Source organism: Ancylobacter tetraedralis (genome assembly GCF_014195655.1).
In the GTDB taxonomy this organism is placed as follows: Bacteria; Pseudomonadota; Alphaproteobacteria; order Rhizobiales; family Xanthobacteraceae; genus Ancylobacter; species Ancylobacter tetraedralis.
Window position 1 is genome coordinate 52,386 of sequence record NZ_JACICD010000014.1, and the last position, 20,746, is coordinate 73,131.

10 protein-coding genes and 4 pseudogenes are annotated in these 20,746 nt (G+C 65.6%); 9 read left to right on the top strand and 5 right to left on the bottom strand.

The features are described 5' to 3' along the window. Positions 1-224: 224 nt before the first annotated feature. The gene (locus FHS55_RS21790; protein WP_183191980.1) at positions 225-1,514 is read right to left on the bottom strand and encodes a site-specific integrase; all 1,290 of its coding nucleotides are present in this window, start codon (positions 1,512-1,514) and stop codon (positions 225-227) included. Between the two features lie 542 nt (positions 1,515-2,056). On the opposite strand from FHS55_RS21790, the pseudogene FHS55_RS21795 reads away from it, so the two are divergent. Further along, positions 2,057-2,231: pseudogene (locus tag FHS55_RS21795) on the top strand (DUF932 domain-containing protein); the annotation flags it as partial. Between the two features lie 191 nt (positions 2,232-2,422). Here the strand turns inward: FHS55_RS21795 and FHS55_RS21800 are convergent. Both FHS55_RS21800 and FHS55_RS21805 read right to left on the bottom strand, forming a co-directional pair. Then, positions 2,423-6,034: an autotransporter outer membrane beta-barrel domain-containing protein gene (locus FHS55_RS21800; protein WP_183191981.1), complete on the bottom strand. Its 3,612-nt coding sequence runs from the start codon at positions 6,032-6,034 to the stop codon at positions 2,423-2,425. Between the two features lie 45 nt (positions 6,035-6,079). Next, positions 6,080-7,639: a serine hydrolase gene (locus tag FHS55_RS21805; protein ID WP_183191982.1), complete on the bottom strand. Its 1,560-nt coding sequence runs from the start codon at positions 7,637-7,639 to the stop codon at positions 6,080-6,082. A 662-nt stretch (positions 7,640-8,301) separates the two neighbouring features. Between FHS55_RS21805 and FHS55_RS21810 the strand changes: the two genes are divergently transcribed. Beyond that, complete coding sequence (locus FHS55_RS21810; protein WP_183191983.1) at positions 8,302-9,918, top strand: winged helix-turn-helix domain-containing protein; 1,617 nt, start codon at positions 8,302-8,304, stop codon at positions 9,916-9,918. A 611-nt stretch (positions 9,919-10,529) separates the two neighbouring features. Beyond that, complete coding sequence (locus FHS55_RS21815) at positions 10,530-15,035, top strand: autotransporter domain-containing protein (RefSeq protein ID WP_183191984.1); 4,506 nt, start codon at positions 10,530-10,532, stop codon at positions 15,033-15,035. Positions 15,036-15,293: 258 nt separating this feature from the next. Here FHS55_RS21815 and FHS55_RS23665 read toward each other — a convergent pair. Both FHS55_RS23665 and FHS55_RS21825 read right to left on the bottom strand, forming a co-directional pair. Next, positions 15,294-15,526: pseudogene (locus FHS55_RS23665) on the bottom strand (transposase); the annotation flags it as partial. 32 nt (positions 15,527-15,558) lie between these two features. Then, positions 15,559-16,680: pseudogene (locus FHS55_RS21825) on the bottom strand (Fic family protein). Between the two features lie 208 nt (positions 16,681-16,888). Between FHS55_RS21825 and FHS55_RS21830 the strand changes: the two are divergent. From FHS55_RS21830 to FHS55_RS23770, 6 genes and pseudogenes are all read left to right on the top strand, one after another. Further along, positions 16,889-17,116: pseudogene (locus FHS55_RS21830) on the top strand (HNH endonuclease); the annotation flags it as partial. 353 nt (positions 17,117-17,469) lie between these two features. Then, positions 17,470-17,808 carry a GCG_CRPN prefix-to-repeats domain-containing protein gene (locus FHS55_RS21835; protein WP_425485852.1) on the top strand — a complete coding sequence of 113 codons (339 nt, stop codon included), beginning with the start codon at positions 17,470-17,472 and terminating at the stop codon, positions 17,806-17,808. Between the two features lie 49 nt (positions 17,809-17,857). After that, positions 17,858-18,361, top strand: coding sequence for a Spy/CpxP family protein refolding chaperone (locus FHS55_RS21840; RefSeq protein WP_183191986.1), 504 nt, complete (start codon positions 17,858-17,860; stop codon positions 18,359-18,361). Between the two features lie 47 nt (positions 18,362-18,408). Further along, positions 18,409-18,891, top strand: a complete 483-nt coding sequence (locus FHS55_RS21845; protein WP_183191987.1) for a cupin domain-containing protein — start codon at positions 18,409-18,411, stop codon at positions 18,889-18,891. 91 nt (positions 18,892-18,982) lie between these two features. Beyond that, positions 18,983-20,449: an FAD-dependent monooxygenase gene (locus FHS55_RS21850; RefSeq protein ID WP_183191988.1), complete on the top strand. Its 1,467-nt coding sequence runs from the start codon at positions 18,983-18,985 to the stop codon at positions 20,447-20,449. A 9-nt stretch (positions 20,450-20,458) separates the two neighbouring features. After that, positions 20,459-20,584, top strand: a complete 126-nt coding sequence (locus tag FHS55_RS23770) for a hypothetical protein (RefSeq protein WP_281379779.1) — start codon at positions 20,459-20,461, stop codon at positions 20,582-20,584. The last annotated feature ends 162 nt before the right edge of the window (positions 20,585-20,746 follow it).

The window sequence follows — 20,746 nt, forward strand, 5'->3', positions numbered from 1 at the left end:
AGATAATCGTGCGCCCGGCTCCAGCTCGAACCCTTCTTCACGACGAACCGCCGCCGCGATCGCCGGCTACGGCATAACCTCGACCAGCATGTGGGCCTGCCGGCGTGCGTTGGAGGAAGGAGCGCTTGTTCGACTTTCAAAGACTGGACCATGGCCGGCATCCCGGTGCACGCCTATTTCCCCATGGGCCGCGCGACACGGACTACGGCGCTCCCTGGTCTGCGTCACCGGACGCCGTACGACTGGAGCGCGCCCCGTCGAGAAGGACGCGCGGCCGCCGCCTTGCCGTCAAGGATGTCGGCCATCTCGTCCGCGACGCGGTCGGCCGCGAGCCGCAACGCCTCGTCGATATGGATATAGCGCTGCGTCACGCCGCGCGACGCGTGGCCGAGAAGCGCCGCGATCGTCAGTTCGGAAAAGCCGAGGTCGCCGGCGACGCTCGCGAAGGTGTGGCGCAAGGTATGCGGGGTGACGTCCTCCAGTCGCGCCGTTGCACAGACGCGATCGAGCACGCGTACGATCCCGACGAAATGCCCTTCACCCCAATCGGCCGGGAAGAAGAAGCGCGATCCGGCCTGTGGCTGAGCCAGCAGCAAGTCGACGGCGGCGCGGCCGATGACCCGTGTCTGCGCGCCGCTCTTCGTGTCGGGAAATCGGATCGAGCCTTCCTCGTCATGGAGCCAGGCACGCTCCAAAGCGAGCCCCTCCATACGGCGCAGCCCCGTCATCAGAAAGAAGCGGATCGCCGCAAGGCCGGTCGGGTGCTCGCCGTCCTGCTCCGCAATCCGAATCGCCTTGCCGAGCTTCTCGATCTCGGCGCGGCTCAGCCGGCGTTCGCGTGGCGTACTAGCGAGGCGACGGACACCCTTTGCCGGGTTGCTCGTGATTTTCCCCAGCCGCACCGCGTGCTCAAAAATGGAGTGCAGGGTCGACATGGTGCGTGCAGCGACCCCTTCGCCGCCTGTGGTGGCACCGCCGCGGCTACCGACGCGCGCTTTGGACGTCTTACCGGCCGCGATATCGGCCTGGGCACCTTCGATGTCGCCCAACTTAAGTGTGTCTATGATCCGTTTGCCGAGCAGCGGCTTGATATGCGCATCAATTCGGCTGCGATCCATGGCAAGCGTCGACGCCTTGATAGGCCGGCGTCGCCTGCCAAGAATTCGTCCGGCCTCCGCCTCGCCCAGATACCAGTCGCAGACCGCACCGACGGTTAGATCGTCCGTTCGCGTGGCGGCCTCCTCCGGATCGCATCCCTTTGCGACCGAAATCAGGATGTCTCTTGCCGCGTCCCGCGCCTGCTCCACGGTCATGAGACCATACCGCCCGATGACCCTGCGGCGATGGCGTCCTTCCGGCGTTCGGTACTGCACGATGAAACTCTTGAGGCCCGCTGCGCTGACCCGCACGCCGAAGCCGCGCAACTCGCCATCCCAGAGGAACTGCTCAGAACCTTCGACCCCAACCTTGGAAGGTTTCAGAGCGTCCAAACGGCGCTTCGTGAGCTTTTCCATTTCATTCCAACCACTTATAGGAAATCTGCTTCCATTTTTCCCATTTTAACGCTTCCGGAAGCCGAATGGAAGCATCCGAAATCAAATCGTGGCGTCTGGGCGGCGACGATCGGCGGAGTGAATATGAACTAATTGTCTGATTTACAGTGATTTTTACAATTGCGGCGAAGGGTCGGATATCGTAGCGAATGGCTCTCGGGCACGTTGCCAAGGTTGGGGTCGTGGGTTCGAATCCCATCGCCCGCTCCAAATTTTCCCAATAAAATCGGATAGTTAGCAAGCGCCCTTCGGGGCGTTTTCTGTTTCCAAAGCTCCACGCTGCGGGCGTTCGAAGCAGAACGGACGCATCCGCGCGGAAAGTCGCCGGATAGCATGGCGACCGCGCCGCACCTTCGCCTCTGCGAGGCGCGATGCAGATCGAAAACCCCGGAAAATGGCCTCGGCGTCACCTGCCCTGCAGTCCAGGATGCCGGGCGCTCTCAGGCATCGATTCGTCTGGATCTGTGACCCATCCGAGATCCGGCGCTCAGCCAGGCGGATCGCGCAGCGACTTTCTGCGAAACCGGGGCTTCTCCAAGACCGAGACGGCCAGGATCATCGACAACGTGCGGGTCGAGGAAGGGCGCAAGCCCGAGAGCATTTTCGACTTCGTGCAGGGCATCACCGCCGTCGCGCGACAAGCCCCACCAGGATGCGCGGCTCGATCGGGCCGCCTGATTTCTGGAATGCGGGAGGAGATCGTGGAGGATGTTGGGGGAGCGGAGAAGGACGGAGACAGCCAGAGTGGACCCCAAAGCGGAAACCTGGAAGCTCCGCCTCCTGAAGCATTGCGCGTCACCCTGGCTTGTCGCCGAGTGAGCGACGTGACCTATTCTGCTGGACACGAAAGCGGACCGCCCTGGTGCCTCTCACCAGCTTACGCTGATGCCGATACGGCCTCCGACAGCGTGTCCCTGCGCGTTGTCCACCCGCACCTCATAGTCACCGGATGCGAACAGGCTGACGGTTTCGGAAATCGTCATCGAGGCGTCGAGGCCGAGCTGGACCCATGTGCCGCCAGGGCCTGAATCGAACGACGCCGGGTTGGTGCCGGCCAGGTCGGCAAATACGACCTCCGTGCCGTCGCCGAAGGCGTGCCACAGGCTAGCCCGTGCCGAGCCGGTCAGCTTGGTGCCGCTTTCCAGCACCCACGCACGGCCGACACGTGCGCCGATGCGGCCGAGGACATCCTTCGCCGCGTCGTAGTCGATCGAGCCGAAGCTGTCCGCGCCGTCATCGAAGGACAGGCGCTGATAGACCAGCTGCGCCTGCGGCTCGATGGCCCAGCCGCCGCCGAGGTCGAAGCGGTAGCCCGCCTCCAGCGAGGCGATCAGGCTGAGGCCGTCCGTATCCAGCGTCTCGCCGGCAAGCGAGCTCGCACTTGCATCGAAGAAGGTGCCCTGAAGCACGGTGTCGATGGTGAGCCCGCTGGCCTGCGAATGCGTCCAGTAGGCGCCGAGCGTGTAGCCATCCATCGACACCTTGCCGGCCGAACCGCCATAAACCGCATCGACGCTGCCGCGCGCCTGACCGGCGCCGACATAGAAACCGATGACGTTCTGGATCGCTTCGCCAGGGTTCGACATCAGAAGATCGTAGCCGGCCTGGAGGCCGGCAAGGTCGATATCGTAGCTCGGACTATTGCTCAGGAAGCGGTTCAGCTGGGTCGCCGCAGTCCCGCCGCTGGCGCCCTGGCTGCCCGTCTCGCCGAACAGGCGAGCCCAGCCGGCACTTGGGTGCCCGCCGGACGGGTTGGCTCGCGCGGCCTCACGTTCGGCATGGGTGCCGAGGACCGCCATGCTGTATTGCGACGCGATGGCGGGGAGAGCGGTGTCGACGGCGACTTCCGGCCGCAGGTTCGGCAGCGCGCCGGGCCCGGTGGCACCCGCCTGCGTCGAGCGCAGGAACCAGTCATCGGCCCCAGACGCGCCGCCGCGGTAAAGGCCGTACTCATAGGCACCGAGGGCGACGCGACGACCCAGTGAGAAGGCGCCGGGATCGGTCTGTCCGCCATGGATCGCCTGGATCAGGCCGATGCCATCGGCCGAGGTCAGGGCCACAGTCCCGAGCGGCTGCACGATGATGCTGGTGTGGCCCGTGGCCGTTCCGCCGTCGATGACGAACCGGTCGGCAGCGCCGGCGCCCGCGAAGGCGGCGTTCATGACGAGCGTGCCGTTGACGCCCTGATAGTTTCCCACCGTCAGGCTCTGGAACCGCGCCGGCGACGCGCCGACCGGCGGCGCGAACGCGATCGTGCTGTTGCTGTTGACCAGCTGATCGATCCGCGAGCTCACCGCGATGCCTCCGGCCGGCAGCACCCAGGCGCTGCCGTTCTGGAGCGCAAGGGCGAGGCTGGCATCGCTGGAGCGGGTTATCGCGCCGATCACCTGCGAATTCGAGGCGGTGAATTGCAGGCTGGTCCCGGCCGCCACCACCGCCGTACCGCTCACGGCGGCGAGCGTGCCGTCGCTCACGGTGAGGTAGGCGGCACGGCTGGCCGAGGCACCCTCGATCGAGACGGCGGCCACCGCTGCGGCGGCCTCTCCATAGGCGAGCACGCTCGTTCCGTTCAGATCGACCCGCGCGCCCTCGCCAAGCACGATCGCATGCGCATCGGTGCCGTAGGTGATCACCGAGCTATCCATGAGGGCGACCGCTGCGCCGTCCCCCTGCGCGAGAATCCCGAAGCTGCCGGCGCCTTGCGTCTCCACCGCGAGGCGCATGCCGAAAAGCGCCGCCGGGCCATGGCCACCGGTGACGTGCAGGCCACTGCCGGCGCCGCGGAGACGGATGGAGCTGTCGGTCAGTTCGACAGTCCCGTTCGGCTCGACCCACACGCCGTCACCGCTGGTGAGATCGACGGCGACCTCAACGCCGCCGATCGCGGCCGGCGCGTCGCCGCCCGCATGCAGGCCGGCGAGGGAGCTGCCGGTGATGTTCACACGGTTCAGCATGGCTTGCGAGTTGTCGCGCGCATCGACGCCGGTGCCGCTGACCTCGTCGCCATTCAGCACGATGCTCACGTCGGTAAGGACGAGCGAGGCGGTGCCGGTCTCGGCGCGCAGGAAAGCACCGTCACCGCCCGGCGACGCGGTAATGTCGCCGCCAAGGCCCAGTTCGACGCGTCCGCCGCTGCCTATGAAGATGGCGGGCACATAGTCCTGCAGAGGCGCGAGCGTGACCCGGCCATCCGCGACGGCCGATCCGCCATTGGCGGCATAGACCGCGGCACGCGCGCCGAACGGCCCGCTGACAAGCCCGGTCCACACCGTGCCGGCTTCCACGACCGCGTTGGCGCCGTCCGCCGCCACTTGAATCTGGCCGGACGGCGTCCAGCCGAGGATGGCCAGCAATTGCTTGAACAGATGCGCCGGCGCGTCGGGATCATCCGGATTGCTGGCGTTGATGAGGATGGTGATCGTGCGGTCGTTCGCCCGGTCATACATGACCAGCGCCTCGAACCCGAGGCCGTTGCCGGTGTGGCCGATGAAGCCCGAGATCTCGCCCATGCCGAAGCCGTAGCTGTCATATTCCGGGCTTAGCGGATCGGGCTTGGTGGAGCCGAAGGACTTCAGCCGCTCGACGAAGTCGCGCTTGCTCAGCAGTTCGCCGGTGCCTACCGCCTTGCCCCAGCGCTCGGCATCGGCGATGACGCCGACCAGCGCGCCCGAGGCGCCTGCGCCGGTGGCGTTGAAGGCGGCGAGCGATTCCGGGCCGGTGCCGTCATTGACGTCGATATAGCCGACCGCGTTCGGTGTCGGCATCAGGCCGGCGCCCTGATTGATCACCGAAGTCAGGCCGAGCGGGCCTGTCAGGCGACGACTTACCTCGTCCGACCAGTCATTTCCCGTCGCGGCCGCAATGACCTCGCCGAGCAGGATCGTGTTGCTGTTGGAATACTGGTAGGAGGCGCCGGGCGTGAACTGCAGCGGCTCGGCGAAGGCGAAGGCGAGCAGCTCGCGCGCGGTCCATGCCTTGCTCGGATCGACGCCGAACTGCGCGGCGAAAGCCGACGACTCGGTATAGTTGAACAGGCCGGATCGCATCTGCGCGAGCTGGCGGATCGTCATCACCTCGCCGCCGGGCACGCCGTCCACATAATTGCCGACCGGATCATCCAGCCCGATGCGTCCCTCTTCCGCCAGCTGCATGATGACCGTGGTCACGAACGACTTGGTGATGCTGCGATAGCCGAAATAGGTGTCTGCGGTGGGCGGTGTGCCGGTGGCGACATCGGCGAGGCCGGAATTCGACGTCCAGCGAATGTCGCCCTGCCGGATGGAGACCGAGGCGCCCGGAATGCGCTTCTCGATCAGGGCCTGATCGATGGCGGCCTGAAGCTGCGCCGCGGTCGTCGAATTGTCCCACGGCACGCTGCCGGAAGGGGTCTGGGCGAGCGCGATCGTGCCATGGGAGGCGAAGATCAGGAGGGCGGCAAGCCGCGAGAGCCGACGGGTCTTACTTTTAGAAATGTCGCTCAATGCCCATCCCCCATGACTTGCTCGCCGGTGGCCCATCGCACGCGGTTACTTCCGCGCGAACGTGCCCAGCCCGTTCTCATCGAGAGATTCGAGGGTCACGGAACCGAAGCTCGAGGCTTGCTTCTTGAAGGTGGCGAGAGAGATGGAGCCGTCGGTCGCATTCTCGCTGGACGGCTCGAACGTGAAGGCGTCGCCGTCCCAATGCGCCAGCTTATATGGCTTGCCCGCCGGACCGAGCCTTACCGCCAGCCCCTCTCCGCTCCGAACGATGTCGAGGGTGCCGTAATAGTCGCTGCTGTAGGTGCCGACATAATCCGAAAGCCTGGCGGCCGGTGCCGGGTTTCTCGGCCGCTCCTTGCCGACGAGGCTGCCCGTTGGCCGGTTCACCGCCGCCAGTCTGGCGCCGTAGGCCGCCAGCCAGTCCCGCTCGATCTTGCCGAACTGCACGAGGTCCGTGAACTCCGCCGCCAGCGCCTCCGGTGCCCCGAGGGGCCATGCATTGGTGAGCACGATGATGCCCACGCCTGCCGACGGAAGCATGGTGAAGGCGGTGGCGGCGCCACTGGAGAAGGCGCCGGAATGGGAGAGCTGGACCCGGCCTGCGGGGTTGATGCTCACATTGAAGCCGTAGCCATAGAAACCGGGCCGGGCGGCGACGGCCGACGACGGGCCGGAGATCATCTGCGCCGAGATCGCCGGCAGGAGCGCCTCGGCGTCGATGATCGGCTTGCCCTCATAGGTGCCTCCCTCGAGCACCATGGCCATCCAGCGGGCCATGTCGTTCACCGAGGAACTGACCCCGCCAGCCGGCGATTGCGCATCGGGCTGGCGCTGATATTTGGGCGCGAAGCTGCCATTCACCGGGACGTGGTTCACGACCTTGTTGGCGCGTGTGTCGAAATCGGCGAAGCGCGAGCTGGTCGAGGCCATGCCCAGCGGCTTGTAGAGCGCGTCTTCGGAAAGCGTCGCCCAGTCCTTGCCGGCGGACACCGCCACCGCTTCGGCGCCAGAGGTAAAGCCGAAATTCGTGTAGGCGTAGGAGATCCGGAAGGGGTCCAGCGGCAGTAGACGCAGCCGCTCCATCACCGCGCGCCGGTCGAAGCCGATATCCTCCAGATTGTCGCCGCCATGGTCCGGCAGGCCGGAACGATGCGACATCAGATCGGCGATGGTGACGTGCTCGCTGACCCATGGGTCCTTCAAGCGGAACCAGGGCAGATATTCGATGACCGGCGTCTCCCAGCTTACCCTGCCGGCGCCCACCTCATGGGCGACGACCGTGCCGGCAACTGCCTTCGACAGCGAGGCCAGTTGGAACACCGTATCGGCGTCCACCTTGTCCGGCGCGCCCACCCGGCGGATGCCGAAGCCCTTCGCGTAGACGGTCTTGCCCTCCTTCACCACAGCGACCGCCATGCCCGGAATGCCGGTCTTCTTCATCAGGGCCTCGGCGAGGCTGTCGAGCCGAGTGACGGCCGCGTCGATCTGACCATCGGAAATGGCAACGGCGGAGATGAAGGGAGGCGGCGGAAGATCTTCGGCGCTCGCGGGCAAGGCAGCGAACATCAGTGCAGACCCGACCGCCACGACGCTAAGTTTCTTCATCCAGGCATCCCCCTGCCATCATTATAAAAACGCCGAGTATATCTCCTCGCACGACGTGTCAGGCCGTTGAGGGACAACAACACGTACCGGGTATCAGAACCTCCAGGTCCGACTGGCCTGCGCGCTGTTCTCGCAGGCGTCGGAGCCGTATTGGCCGGAGTCTGTCACGCGGAGAGCGGCATTGGCGCTGAGTGCGTAATCGACGCCCAGTTCCGGAGGCGCCGCCGGCGTCGATCGCCGGGGCGACGGCAGGATCGCGCCACTCATCCGCAGGCTGCGGCGATGACGCGTCGAACATCCACCCGGTCGCCGATCATTGCTCGGGACCTGCGCCGACCTGACGAGAGGCTTGATCTGACGGTTCGTCGACGGCGCCATAGCTTCATCCGGTTGAAGGTGGTCTTTGTGCGCAGATGGATGATTGGTCTGGCCGGACACATGCCTCTGCGGCCATTGCCGGCTCGGATCGCCTATAGCAGGCGATTGTTTGCCTGATATTTGAAGACGCGATTATTCGGCGGGCGACCCGGACACGCGGCTGGGCATGGCAGGACGCCTACCTTACCTTACGGAATGTACCGAAGGTCAAGCTTGGGCCATTCTGGTATCGTGTGTTTTCGCGATTATATGACGTGTCGACCGGCAGTCTGGGGCGAGTTCGGATGAAGCGTGAGATGCCGCAGGCGGACGGCTTCGTATTCAATGATGTCGTTCTGGATGAGACGTGCCTGTTCGCCCATCGCAACGGGGAGCAGATTCGCTTCACGCGCAGCGAGCGCGCCCTCCTTCTCGTGCTTTCCCGGAATCCGCACCGCCTGATGCAGCGCAGTCAGTTGCTCGACGCGATCGCGCCGACCCAGACCGATGCGTCCGACCGCAATGTCGACTTTCTCGTCAACCGCCTGCGTACCAAGCTCGGTGACAGCGCACGGGCCCCCCGATTCATCGCCACGCAATATGGCGAGGGCTATGTCTGGATCGCAACGGGCCTGCCGGCCGTCGCCTCCAGGCCCGATCCGACCCCGGTCGGCGGACTTCTGGCGATCGCCCCCGTCGTCGCGCCGCATGACAAGCGCCTTGCTGACCGTGCAGACGTTGTCACCACGCAGATGCGCGACATGATCGCGGGCCGGCTCGGTGCCGGCGAGACCGTGATCATGCTGGAGCGTGACGAGGGTACGGCGACGCGCGCGACGCGCTATGTCCTGAAGGTGAGTTTCCAGCACAACGGAGATCGGTTGGATTGCACGGCGACCCTGCGCGAGGGGCCGTCACGGCGCATTATCCGGGCCTTCCGGCTTGAGTTCGGCAACGCCACCATGGCCTCGCTTGTGCCGGAGGTGGAACGCGCTTCGATCGGCATCATCGAGGCGTTGCAGCGCAACCTGGCCGAGGCCTCGGAGGGGCTTGGCACGCCCCTCGACCAGCCGCACGAAATCCGCGTGCGCGAGGCGTCGACCCTGTTGTCCGCCTCAAACCCGAATTGGCTGGAGAAGGGTCTGCAACTTCGCGAGGCGCGGGCGGAGAATCCGGCCAGTGCGGACATTGCCCTGCAATGGTGCCTCCATCTGTTTTCGCGCCTCGTCCTCGCCAATCCCTTCACCGGCATAAGCCGCGACGAGCGCGACGAGATCGAGAGCGAGATCGAGGCGACCGTGCTGGATTGCCTGCCACTCATCGACACCAACCCGCTGCTGATGCTGACCGCCGCCAAGCTGCTCTATTTCGTCGATCGTGGTCATCTCGAGCTGGCAGAGGATCTCGCGGACAGGGCCTTCGACCGTATGACGGACTCCGCCGCCGCCCTGCCGGTGCTCGGGCAGCTGCGGCAGGCACGCGGCGACTTCGCCGCTGCGGTGGCCTTCTTCGACCGCGGCATCGAGATGGCCGATCCCGATTCCGCGTTCGAATTGCACATGCGTGTCCTGAAAAGCATTGCGCTGCTGGCGGCCGGCGACAGCGAGGGGCTGAAGGCGGCATCGTTCGCCTATGACAGTCCGCATTCGACGCCGGACCTCCGTGTGATGATCGCCACGCTGATCACGCCAGCCGGCCAACAATTGCCGAAGCCTGTCACCGATGTCCTGATCGCCGTCGGTTCCGAAGGCGCACGCAACGCGATCGACTACACCTATATGACGTCGGTACGCCATATCACCTCGCTGCAGGCGCGTGCCAACATCATGCGGGGGCTCGTCGGGCATATGACAAGGCTGCACGGCAAGGATGTGGTCGCGCCGTTCGTGCTTGTGGGAACGGGCCTGATCGCGGTGGCCTGAGCACATGGTCGACGGCCGAGAGCGGCCGGTGCTGCGCCGCCGTGGGCGATAATGTGCAGGCCGTCGTCGAGGCGGAGCATCATCGGATCGTGACGCGCGAGGTCGCCAACATCGGCAACGACCGCGCACAACTGGCGCCCATGGCCAAGGCAGCGCAGCCGGCGCCGAGGATCGCCATGTCATCGCGGACCGCGGCTACTTCGACGGCAAACCGATCAAGGAATGCGTGGATGCCGGCCTCCCCGTGACGCGGCCCAGGCCGCCCTTCGCCACGGCGGCAAGAACAAAACCGCGTTCGATCAGGCGTTTTGACACGGCCAAGACCCTCAGAAGATCTCTATAGGGCTCGCTCTGTGGACAGCCAGGCGTCGCGCTTGGGCACCATCCGCATGATGGTCGCTTTCAAATACTGGGCAAACAATTGCCTGCTATAGGCCAATACCTACCCGAAATCGCCTCACGGGGCGGTTCGTCCTGCCTCGGCGGGAAAACGCCAATGATCGCCATTGAGATAGTGATCGCGAAGCCGGCTCGGTGACCAAGTTGTGGCCCGCGGCATCACGCAGCGGAACGCCGGTCTCATGTCTTTGCAATTCCACGGGAGTCTTCCGATGTCCTCGCTCATCAATGACCGCCGCCGGCTCAACCTGAATGCAAAGGCGCTTCTCGGTCAGACATTTCTATCCCGTAGCTTTGCACGCATGGCCCCCCGCTTTCTGCTGACGCTGGGGATCAGCATGGCTGCAATGCCCGCGCTGGCGGCGAATTTCGACGTCAGCAACGCGGACCAGTTGTCCTCTGCGGTCGAGAATGCGCGGAGCGGCGATACGATCACCTTCCGAGCGAACATTACCGTCAGCGAGGCTGGGAAGACCGGCATCATCCGCAACGACATCACGATCAATGGCAACGGATTCAAGCTGCAGGGTGAGGCAAAGGCCAACGGCTTCTATGTGGAATCCGGCTCTGTGACGATCAACAATCTCGATCTCTCGAACCTGCGCGCCAAGGGCGGCAACGGTGGCGCCGGTTTAGGCGGTGGCGGCGGTGGCGGCGGCGCGGGCATGGGCGGCGCGCTCTTTGTCGGCAAGCGCGCGCGCGTCGCCCTCAACAATGTAACCCTGCGGAGCAACAGCGCGGTCGGCGGATACGGCGGATACGGAGAGACGTCCAATTGGGGTTACGGAGGCGGCGGTGGCGGCCATGGACCCTTTCGCGCCGACGGTATTCGCGCTGTCGAATCCGGAGGAGCAGGCGGAAGAGGCAATGGCGGTCATGGGGCGGGGTACAGCCGGGGCGATGACGGCGGATTGGGCGGAGGCGGCGGCGGCTCGTGGTATGACGGCGGCCATGGCGGCCTGGGGGGCGGCGCAGGCGGGAGCACGGAGGACTCAGCGGTCACAGGCGGATTTCTTGGGGGGAACGGGGGCGCAGGTTACATAGGCCGCGCGCCCAGCGGGGGACGGGTCGGTTACCCTGGCGGCGGCGGCGGCGGCGCGGGTCTCGGCGGCGCCATCTTCGTCGAGGATGGCGGAGCCGTTATCATCGGAGGCACGTTCGACCTTCGGGGAAGCACGGTCGCGGGCGGCAAAGCCGGCGCCGGCAATGCGGGTGCCAAATTCCGTCAAGCCACCGATGGCCAGTCCGCCGGTGCCGGAATGTTCCTCGCCGGCACCGGCAGACTGTACTTGGAATCGGGCGCGGGACAGACCCAGACCATATCCGATGTGATTATCGACCAGACCGGCGCGGGCGGAACTGGCGCGGATGCTGGAAGCTGGGGACTGACCAAGAACGGAGAGGGCGCACTCTTCCTCACCGGCGCGAACGCCTACACGGGCGTCACGCGCGCCTTTCAGGGGATCCTATCCATTGAGCGGCCCGAACTATATTCGGGTGGCACGGAGTTATACTCTGACCAATGGAATGCCGTTCCGACCACGCTGATCCTGAATAACATGGATACCGACAAGGGTGGCACGATCATCTGGGGCGGAAGGCTTTTCATCAATGGAAATGCGACCAATGCAGGCGGCATTACGGTTCGACTCTTAAAGGGCATCCTGGACATCCGGAACCTTGGCGGCACCATCAAGAATGACAGCATCGTGGAATTCAATCAGACCGGCCCGGGCAATTTTTCCGGCGTCATGTCCGGCTCCGGATCGCTGAGTGTCACCGGCAGCGACGGCAGGCTCACGCTAAGCGGAGCCAACACCTATACGGGCACCACCACGGTCACGAGTGGTGGCACGCTGGAGATCGCCTCCTCCGCCAATCTTGGGCCGGCCACCTCGCCCGTCGCCCTCGACAATGGCACGCTCATCATTGGCAGCGGTCCGTTCAATCGTGCGATCACCGTCGCCAACCGTGGCGCGATCGGCTCCGGAAACACACCGGTAACCGTGAACAGCCTGATCAGCGGCTCCGGCGGGCTGGACGTCACGGCCGGCACCATCAACCTGGCGGCCAACAACACCTTCGCGGGTGGACTGCGCGTCATTGGCGATGGAGCAAAGGCGCTCTTTACCACCGACGCCAATCTCGGCCCGGCCGGGGCGGTCACACTGATGAACGGCGGCCTGGTCGGCACCACGGAGGCTGCCGCGGCCAATCTGACGATGACCCGCACCTTGAACATTTCCGGCTCCGGTGGCGTGAGCGCAGCCATGCATCCGCTCATCTGGAGCGGCTCGATCACCGGGAGCGGCCAGTTCATCAAGGATGGGGCCGGCATATTGGTCCTCACCGGCAACAACACCTATTCCGGCGGCACGCGGGTCAGGGGCGGCACACTGCAGGTGGCGTCGGATGACAAGCTCGGTGCGGCGGGCAGCGCCATCACGCTGGACAGCGGCAGCCTCTGGGCGACGCAGACATTCTCGACGGCCCGTCCCGTCATTCTGGGGGAATATGGCGGCGGATTCCAACTCGAGGCAGGAAACACCCTCACGCTGACGGGAGATATCCGCGGCGGCCAACTCAGGTCGATCGGGAACGGCACCCTCGTGCTGAACGGGACCAGTTCCTACAAGGATATCCTGTCCTTCGGCGGCAACATCGTGGGCAACACGGATACGCTGAAGGGCAATATCGGCTCCGATTGGAACCCTGAGAATATCAATACCCGCACGGTGACCTTTGACCAGGCAGTGGACGGAACCTTCGCCGGCAACTTCCAGGGCGTGGGCAGCGATCCGAGAAACGGGCTCGGCCAGATCGTCAAGACCGGCCCCGGCAAGCTCACTCTGACCGGCCAAAGCATGTTCGCCGCGCAACAAGGTAGCATCGGCGAGTTCCACGTGCAGCAGGGCGCGTTGCAGGGCAACAGCTTCAACCTGCTCGGCCGCATCCAGAATGAAGGGGCGGTGATCTTCGACCAGAACTTCAACGGCACCTATGCCGGCTCCATAAATGGCACGGGTACGCTGGCCAAGGAGGGCCAGGGCTTGCTCAAGCTGACCGGCATCAGCTCGGTCGGAGGAGGCACGTCGGTCAATGCCGGCGTCCTGTCCGTCAACGGTCACCTCACCAGCAATGTGCGCGTCAACGACGGCGGTACGCTGCAAGGCGTGGGCAACATTACGGGCAACGTCACAAACGTCGGAGGCGGCGTCATCGCTCCCGGCAACTCGGTCGGCACCATCACGGTGGACGGCAATTTCACCATGGCGCCGGACTCGACCTATCGTGTCGAGCTGAACGGCCAGACCAGCGACCGTGTTCAGGTCACCGGCACCGCAAACATCCAGAGTTCCGACTTCCGTATCGAGCACGATACCGACCGCAACGCCCCGCCCGTGCTCCCCGGCAAGACCTATACAATCCTCACGACCGGCGGCGGGCTGACGGTGACCTCGCCGGAGGTTGGGATCGCAGACTTCCCGTTCCTCAACTTCACCCTCAGCGCCGACGCGCTGAATGGCTACCTCACGACGTCCCGCAGCGCCGAAGCCTTCGCCGACCTCGCCACCACGCCGAACCAGAAGGCGGTGGCGGGCGCGCTCGATCTCGCCTCGGCCGGCAACCCGGTCTGGCAGCAGGTGGTCGGCGCGACGGAAGCCCAGGCGCAGGCGGCGTTCACGAGCCTGAGCGGCGCCTCGATCCACGCCAATGCGGTCAGTGTGCTGGCCGAGCACTCGCAGTTCCTGCGCGATGCGGTGCTCGCCCGCCTGCGGCAGGGGGCCGGCGTCGGAACGGTCGTCGAGCCGGTGGCGAATGTGCTGCCCTACGCGTCCCAGCCCGCGCACGGCGGTCCGCAGGCCGCGATGCCGGCCAAAGCCCCCGTCGCCGCCCCGTCTCCGGGCGAGGTCTACGCGATCTGGGCGCAGGCGGTCGGCAGCGACGGCTCCCTGGGCGGCAATGGCAACGCGGCGAAGACCGACATGTCGCTCGGCGGCATCATCTCCGGCGTCGACGTCACCTTCAATGACATGTGGCGCTTCGGCATCGCGGGCGGCTTCAGCCAATCGAACTTCGATTCCGACGACATCGCCGCCTCCGGCTCCAGCGACAATTACCATATCGCGCTCTATGGCGCGGGCCGGAACGGGGCGTGGTCACTGCGCGGTGGCGCGGGTTTCTCGTGGAACGATGTCAGCACCACGCGGCAGGTCTCGGTGGTCAACATCAACCAGACCCAGACCGGCGACGATGACCTCTCGACGACGCAGGTCTTCGGCGAACTGGGCTACGAGGTGGTGCTCGGAACCAGCATTCTGGAGCCGTTCGCCAACCTCGCCTACGTCCATATCGACGGCGATGTCTCCGAGGTCGGCACCACGGCGGTGAGCGGCTCGACCGGCATCGACACCACCTTCGCCACGCTCGGCGTGCGGGGCTCGGCGGCGCTGACGGACACGCTGACGGCTCGCGGCACGCTGGCCTGGCGGCACGCCTTTGGCGACATCACCCCCACCGCCGACCTCACCTTTTCCGGCGAGAGCGCGCCCTTCACCCTGGCCGGCACACCCATCGCCCGCGACGCTCTCGTGGTTGAGGCGGGGCTCGACCTTCGCGTGGCCACCAACGGCTCGCTCGGCGTGTCGTGGGCCGGGCAATATGGCGACGACACCTACAACAATGCCTTCACCGCCAATTTCTCCTGGCGGTTCTGATGCGCGCGCACCACCGCCACGTTCGGGTCCGGAGCTTTAAAGGTGGGTCGGAGGGTACCCACGGGAGGCAACTCGAGGTGCCGCTACCGAGTTCATCATAATAGACCCTTCTGATGGAGAACATGCGAAGCGGAGACGCCGGAAGGTCAATGACTGGAACGGATCATGGCCAACTTCCGCCTGTGACGGATGTCACTGAAAAAGTCGACGCTGGAGGCGCGGTGACATGGGCCTTCGTGTCGGGCGTGCGCCTCCCCCTCATGCCGCCGCCACTCTCGGCCCATCGGGCGGCAGCTTTGCGAGCTTCCTGAGGTTCGGAGCGGCGGACGCGAGAGGGAACCCGTCCCGGGCACCGTTGGACCCGCGTAGTCGCAGGCGGTCGAGCCTCAGGATGCGCCGAGGTGAGCGAAGTGCATCTCAACCTTCTTCCGCTGCCGGCGTGAGGTGACGTAGTCGTCCGTAGCGGCCATGTCCTGTGCCATACCCCGTGCCTATTCCGTGCTCCTTCGCGGATCGAACCCGCTCACGACTTTGCAGCTGTTCCCGGCAGGTTCAGGTAGTATCGCGTGTAACGCCGCTCGCCGGTTCGCGTCAGGGCGCCTTTCTCGACCAGATCGTGCAGGTCGCGCGTGGCGGTGGGGCGTGAGGTGCCGGTGATTGCGAGGTAGTTCTCCGCGCTCAGGCCGCCCGAGAAGCCGCCAGGGCCCTCACGGAAGAGACGGGCGATTACCTTTTCCTGCCGTTCGTTCAGCTTGTCGCGGAAGCGATCGTAAAAATGCGCCTTGGCGATGTGAAAGGCGACGCGATCGAGCGTCGTCTGCTGGGCCGCGATGATCGTTTCCGCAAAATAGACCAGCCAGTCCGTGACATCGAGCGTTCGCTGGTGAATTTCGAGTTGGTCATAATAGGCCTTGCGATGCTGCTCGATGGTATGGGCGAGCGCGATCAGCGTCGGTTGCCCGATGTTCTAGGCGAGGGATTTTTCAGCGAAGGTTCGGCCGACGCGGCCATTGCCGTCTTCGAAGGGATGGATGCTCTCGAAATAAAGATGTCCAATCCCGGCCCGGGTAAGTGCCGGCAAGGGCGTTTCACCGTCCGGGGCCGAGCCATTGAACCAGGTGAGATAGGCAGCCATCTCGTCCGGAACCCGGGAGGATGGCGGCGCCTCGAAATGCACGGTCGGCCGATCCTGGCGGCCGGACACGATCTGCATTTCCTCTTCATGGCGACGGTAGCCGCCGATGGCCTCCAGATGCCGGCTGTCCGCCATCAGCATGCGGTGCCAGCGGAATAGCGTGTCGGCGTCGAGGGGATCGGCCCAGCTCCGATAAGAATCGACCATCATCTCCGCGATGCCCCGCTCCTTCGGCTTCACGTTGCGATTGTCGGTGTCGAGGCCTAGCTGACGGCGCAGGGAGGATTGCACGCTGAGGCGATCCAGCGTCTCCCCTTCGATCGCGCTGGTCTTGACGGCCTCATCGCTCAGGAGTTCGATCCGTAGCAGGTCCCGCTCGTCATCGCGCACATGCCGGACCGCGCCGATGACCTCGCCGGTGAGCAGCAGGAACCGCCGCTCCATCGGTTCGAGGGCGACCGGATCATAGGCAAAATGCGGCCAGCCGGGCTGCGTCCAGTTCCACACCATGAGCGATAGAACTCCTTTCTATAGCTCACATAATAGCGGGTGCGTGATTGATAGATAGCCGTTCTATCGCTCATGACGGAGCGAGGGAGAACGGAGAGCGTGATGCCGGGTCCATAACGTGACGCGCGCGACCAAGGGATGAAAGGTCCACCTGCTGCCGAGTGCTTTCCAATCTGCGATACGATCGAATGGGGATCAGGGATGGCACATGGGATTCGGCGTCTTCATTCACCGCTCGGACCCGATCTATGACGACAGCCCGGCTGAGCGGTATCCGTTCCCGCGCCCATATCTGGGACGCGTCGAGGCCTGCATCAGTGACTGGATCGTTTATTACGAACCCCGAAAAGTGGCGGAGACCCGCGGCTATTTCGCGATCGCCACGGTCCAGCGCGTCGTTCCCGATCCCACCGCTCCGGGCATGCATCTCGCCATCTCCAAATTTCCCAATAAATTCTGATAGTTGGCAAGCGACCTTCGGGGCGTTTTCTGCCGCCACGCCCCCGCGTTGCAGGCGATGGAAGCAGAACGCAAGCATCCGCGCGAAAGTCGCCGGTAGAATGGCGTGGCGACGGCGCCGTTCCTTCGCCTCTGCGAGGCGCATTGCCAGATCGAAAGTCGCGGAGAATGGCCGCGGCGGAGAGCCGATCGACAACTTGGCGCATCACCAGTTCTGTCGATGCGCCGTCAACGCGGAGGAGATAATTCTTGGGCACTCGGGTCCGCAAAGGGACCCTTGGTGCGGGCGACGATCTTCGAGGCCCGAGACGTCACCTTAGGAGGCTCCTCATGCGAAGCACCTTCGGACTGCTTTCCGGCTTGTGGCTCGGTGCACTGGCGGCGTTGCCGGCTTCGGCGATGCCTCTTACGCCAACCCCTCTGCGAGATACCGGCGTCGCGACCCGCGTCGCTCAGGGCTGCGGCCCGGGTGCGTGGCGCGGGCCGTGGGGCCATTGTCGTGACACCCCCTTTACCGGCCGCATGCCGGGCGGCGGATGGGTCTACGATCTGCCGCCAACCTACGGCTATTTCGGCAATGGGTGCCCGCCCGGCTACTGGCACGGTCCCTGGGGCCATTGCCGCGATACCCCCTATCACGGCCGGCTGCCCGGCGGCGGGTGGCAGTGACGATGAGTGCCGTCTCCCGTTCCGTTCCACTCCATGAGAGAAGCGGTCCATGAAACGCACCCTTGCCATCGCCCTGATGGGCGCACTGGTCTTCGCAGCGCCGGCCGCTCGCGCCCAGACGGCACCGCCCGCCGGCGCGCCGCCGGAGCCCCCCGCCATCGAGCTCTACAGCGCGGCGGACGCGCAGGCCGTGCTGGACGCGCGCATACTGGCGCTCAAGACGGTGATGACCCTCACCCCGGAGCAGCAGACGCTCTGGCCGCCGTTGGAGGCCGCCATCCGCGCGGTGGCGAAGCTATCCGCCCAGCGCCGGGAGGAGCGGGCCAAGGCGCCGCCGCCGACCGATTTTGTGGACATCCTGGATCGGATCGCCGATGCCGAGGCGGTGCGGGCGCACGACCTTAAGAGCGTGACGGCCGCGCTGAAGCCTCTTGTCGCCACCCTCACGCCCGAGCAGCAGCGGCGCATCCCCGCGTTCCTGGGCCTGCACGAAGGCGCCGCCGGCCGGCCCCAGCCTACCGCCGATATCTGGCTGTTCGAGGAAGAAAACTAAGATCCCATCCAGATCCTCTTCCACACCTTCACCTTGAGGAAACACCCATGCCTATAACTTTCCTGCATTCCAAGGGAACCGAAGCGCCCATCCAGATTCCCGCCATCGGGCTCGATCTGTTCGTGCGCATGCCGCCGGCGGCGAGTTCGGGCGAGTTCTGCTTCATCGAGACCATTAATGCCCCGGGCGCGGGTCCCCCCCGCCATCGCCACCGCGAAGCCGAGATCTTCCGCGTCATCGAGGGGCGGTATCTCTATGAGGCGGACGGCCGTCGCTTCTATGCCGAGGCCGGTGACGTGGTGAGCATTCCCGGCGGGGTCGAGCACGGCTTCTGCAACGTGACCGACAAGCCCGCGCGCCAATATATCCTGATGGCCCCGGCGCTCGATGCGGCGGCGTTCTTCACCGAACTCGCGGGCGTGATGCATGACGGCATCCCCGACCAGGCCGCGCTCAATGCCTTCGGGCTGAAGTGGCACGTGGAGTTCCTGGGGCCGCCCGTCAACAGGAACGACCAGCCCACGGATTGATGCGGCCGCATCTGCACAGCCGCAATCGACGCCAGATCGAGAGGTTTGTCCCGCGGCGCGGGCCGAAGCACCACATCAGGGGGAGAACAGGGTGAAGGATCAGGTGCTTATCGCCGGCGCGGGGCCGGTTGGACTGACGATGGCGCTGGAGCTGGCGCGCTACGGCGTTCCGGTGCGCGTCATCGACAAGATTCCCGAGGCGACGCACACCTCGCGGGCGGTCGCGGTGTGGCCGCGCACGCTGGAGCTTCTGGATCGGTCGGGCGCGGCGGCGGACATCATCGCCGTCGGCAACAAGGTTACCGTTGCCAACATCCTGTCGGGCGGCCGGCCCGTGGCATCGTTTGCGCTCGACGCGCTGCCGTCGCCCTATCCGTTCGCGCTGATGGTGCCGCAATACGAAACCGAAGCCGTGCTGCGGCGTCACCTCGCTGGCCACGGCGTCAAGCCCGACCTCGGCGTCGAGCTTCTCGGTTTCGAGCAGGACGGCGACGGCCTCTCCGCCCGCCTGCGGGAGCCCGACGGCACGGAACGCAGCGAGCCATATGCCTTTCTGGTGGCCTGCGATGGCGCACACAGCATGGTGCGCCATTGCCTCGGCCTCGACTTCCAGGGCGACACGCTGGGCCTCGACTGGACCCAGGGCGATTTTCACCTGAGTGGATATCCGTTCCCCTCCTCGCAGATGGCGATCTTCTGGCATGAGGACGGGCCGCTGCTGTTCTTCCCGATGGCGCCCGACCGCGCGCGCATCATCACCAGCCTCGGCCCCTCCACCGCAACGCCGCCCGTTCCGCTGGACCAGGACGCGTTCCAGAAGATGATCGATGCCCGCGGCCCCGGGGGCATCGCGCTCACCGGCACGGAGTGGGTCAGTGCCTTCCGCATCAATGAGCGGCAGGTGGAGAACTATCGGTCCGGGCGGGTTTTCCTCGCCGGCGATGCGGCTCACATCCACAGCCCGGCTGGCGGGCAGGGCATGAACACCGGCATGCAGGACGCCATCAATCTGGCGTGGAAGCTGGCCCTCGTGATCCGCGGCATCGGCACCGCGCCGGCGCTGCTGGACAGCTATGATCTGGAACGCCGCCCGGTCGGCGCGCTGGTGATCGCGGCCTCGGGGCGCATGACCCGGATCGGCACGCTGGCCGACCATACGCTGCAGCATGTGCGCGACTTCGTCGCCCATATTCTGATGGGGCTGTCGCCGGTGCAGCGGGCCCTCACCGGGCTGATGGCGGAAGTCTCCATCGGCTATCCGGACAGTCCGCTCAACGGCCCCTTCCGGGGGGAAGCGACAGCAGGCTCGCGGGTGCGGCCGGTCGCGGGGGAGGTGCCTTTCGGCTCGGGCGACACGCCGCTGTTCATCGCGTGCGGCGGTGCCGGCGCGGCCGAACTCGCCGCGCGCTTTCCCCGCCTCGTGGCGGCGTCGCCTCGATCCGACGGTGGAACTTTCCTTTCGCTGGTCCGGCCGGACGGCTACTTCGCAGCCCAGGTGGAGGAGGCGGACTGGCAGGCTCTCGTTCCCTATCTCCAGCAGATCGGCGCGGAGCGATGACTGCCCATCGTGAAGATGGGCGCGGGCAGCGTGCCGACACTCGATGTGGAGGACATTCCGATCGCCTATCTGCCCGGCGATGCGCGACGCGTCCGGGTGCGTGTCGTCGGCGGGATCGCGCGGCTCGCCGGGTAGCGCAGGGGGGCGGATGGCCGGCGAGCGCCGTTCTCCCGAGCCCCGCTCCCTAGTCTGCCATGATCGCATGTGACCTGCTTACAGGAACTGCAAATGCACGGTGATCGCAGTGAAACGACGCCGCACGGACAGGGCCCGGCGGGTCGGCGCGTGTACGCGAAG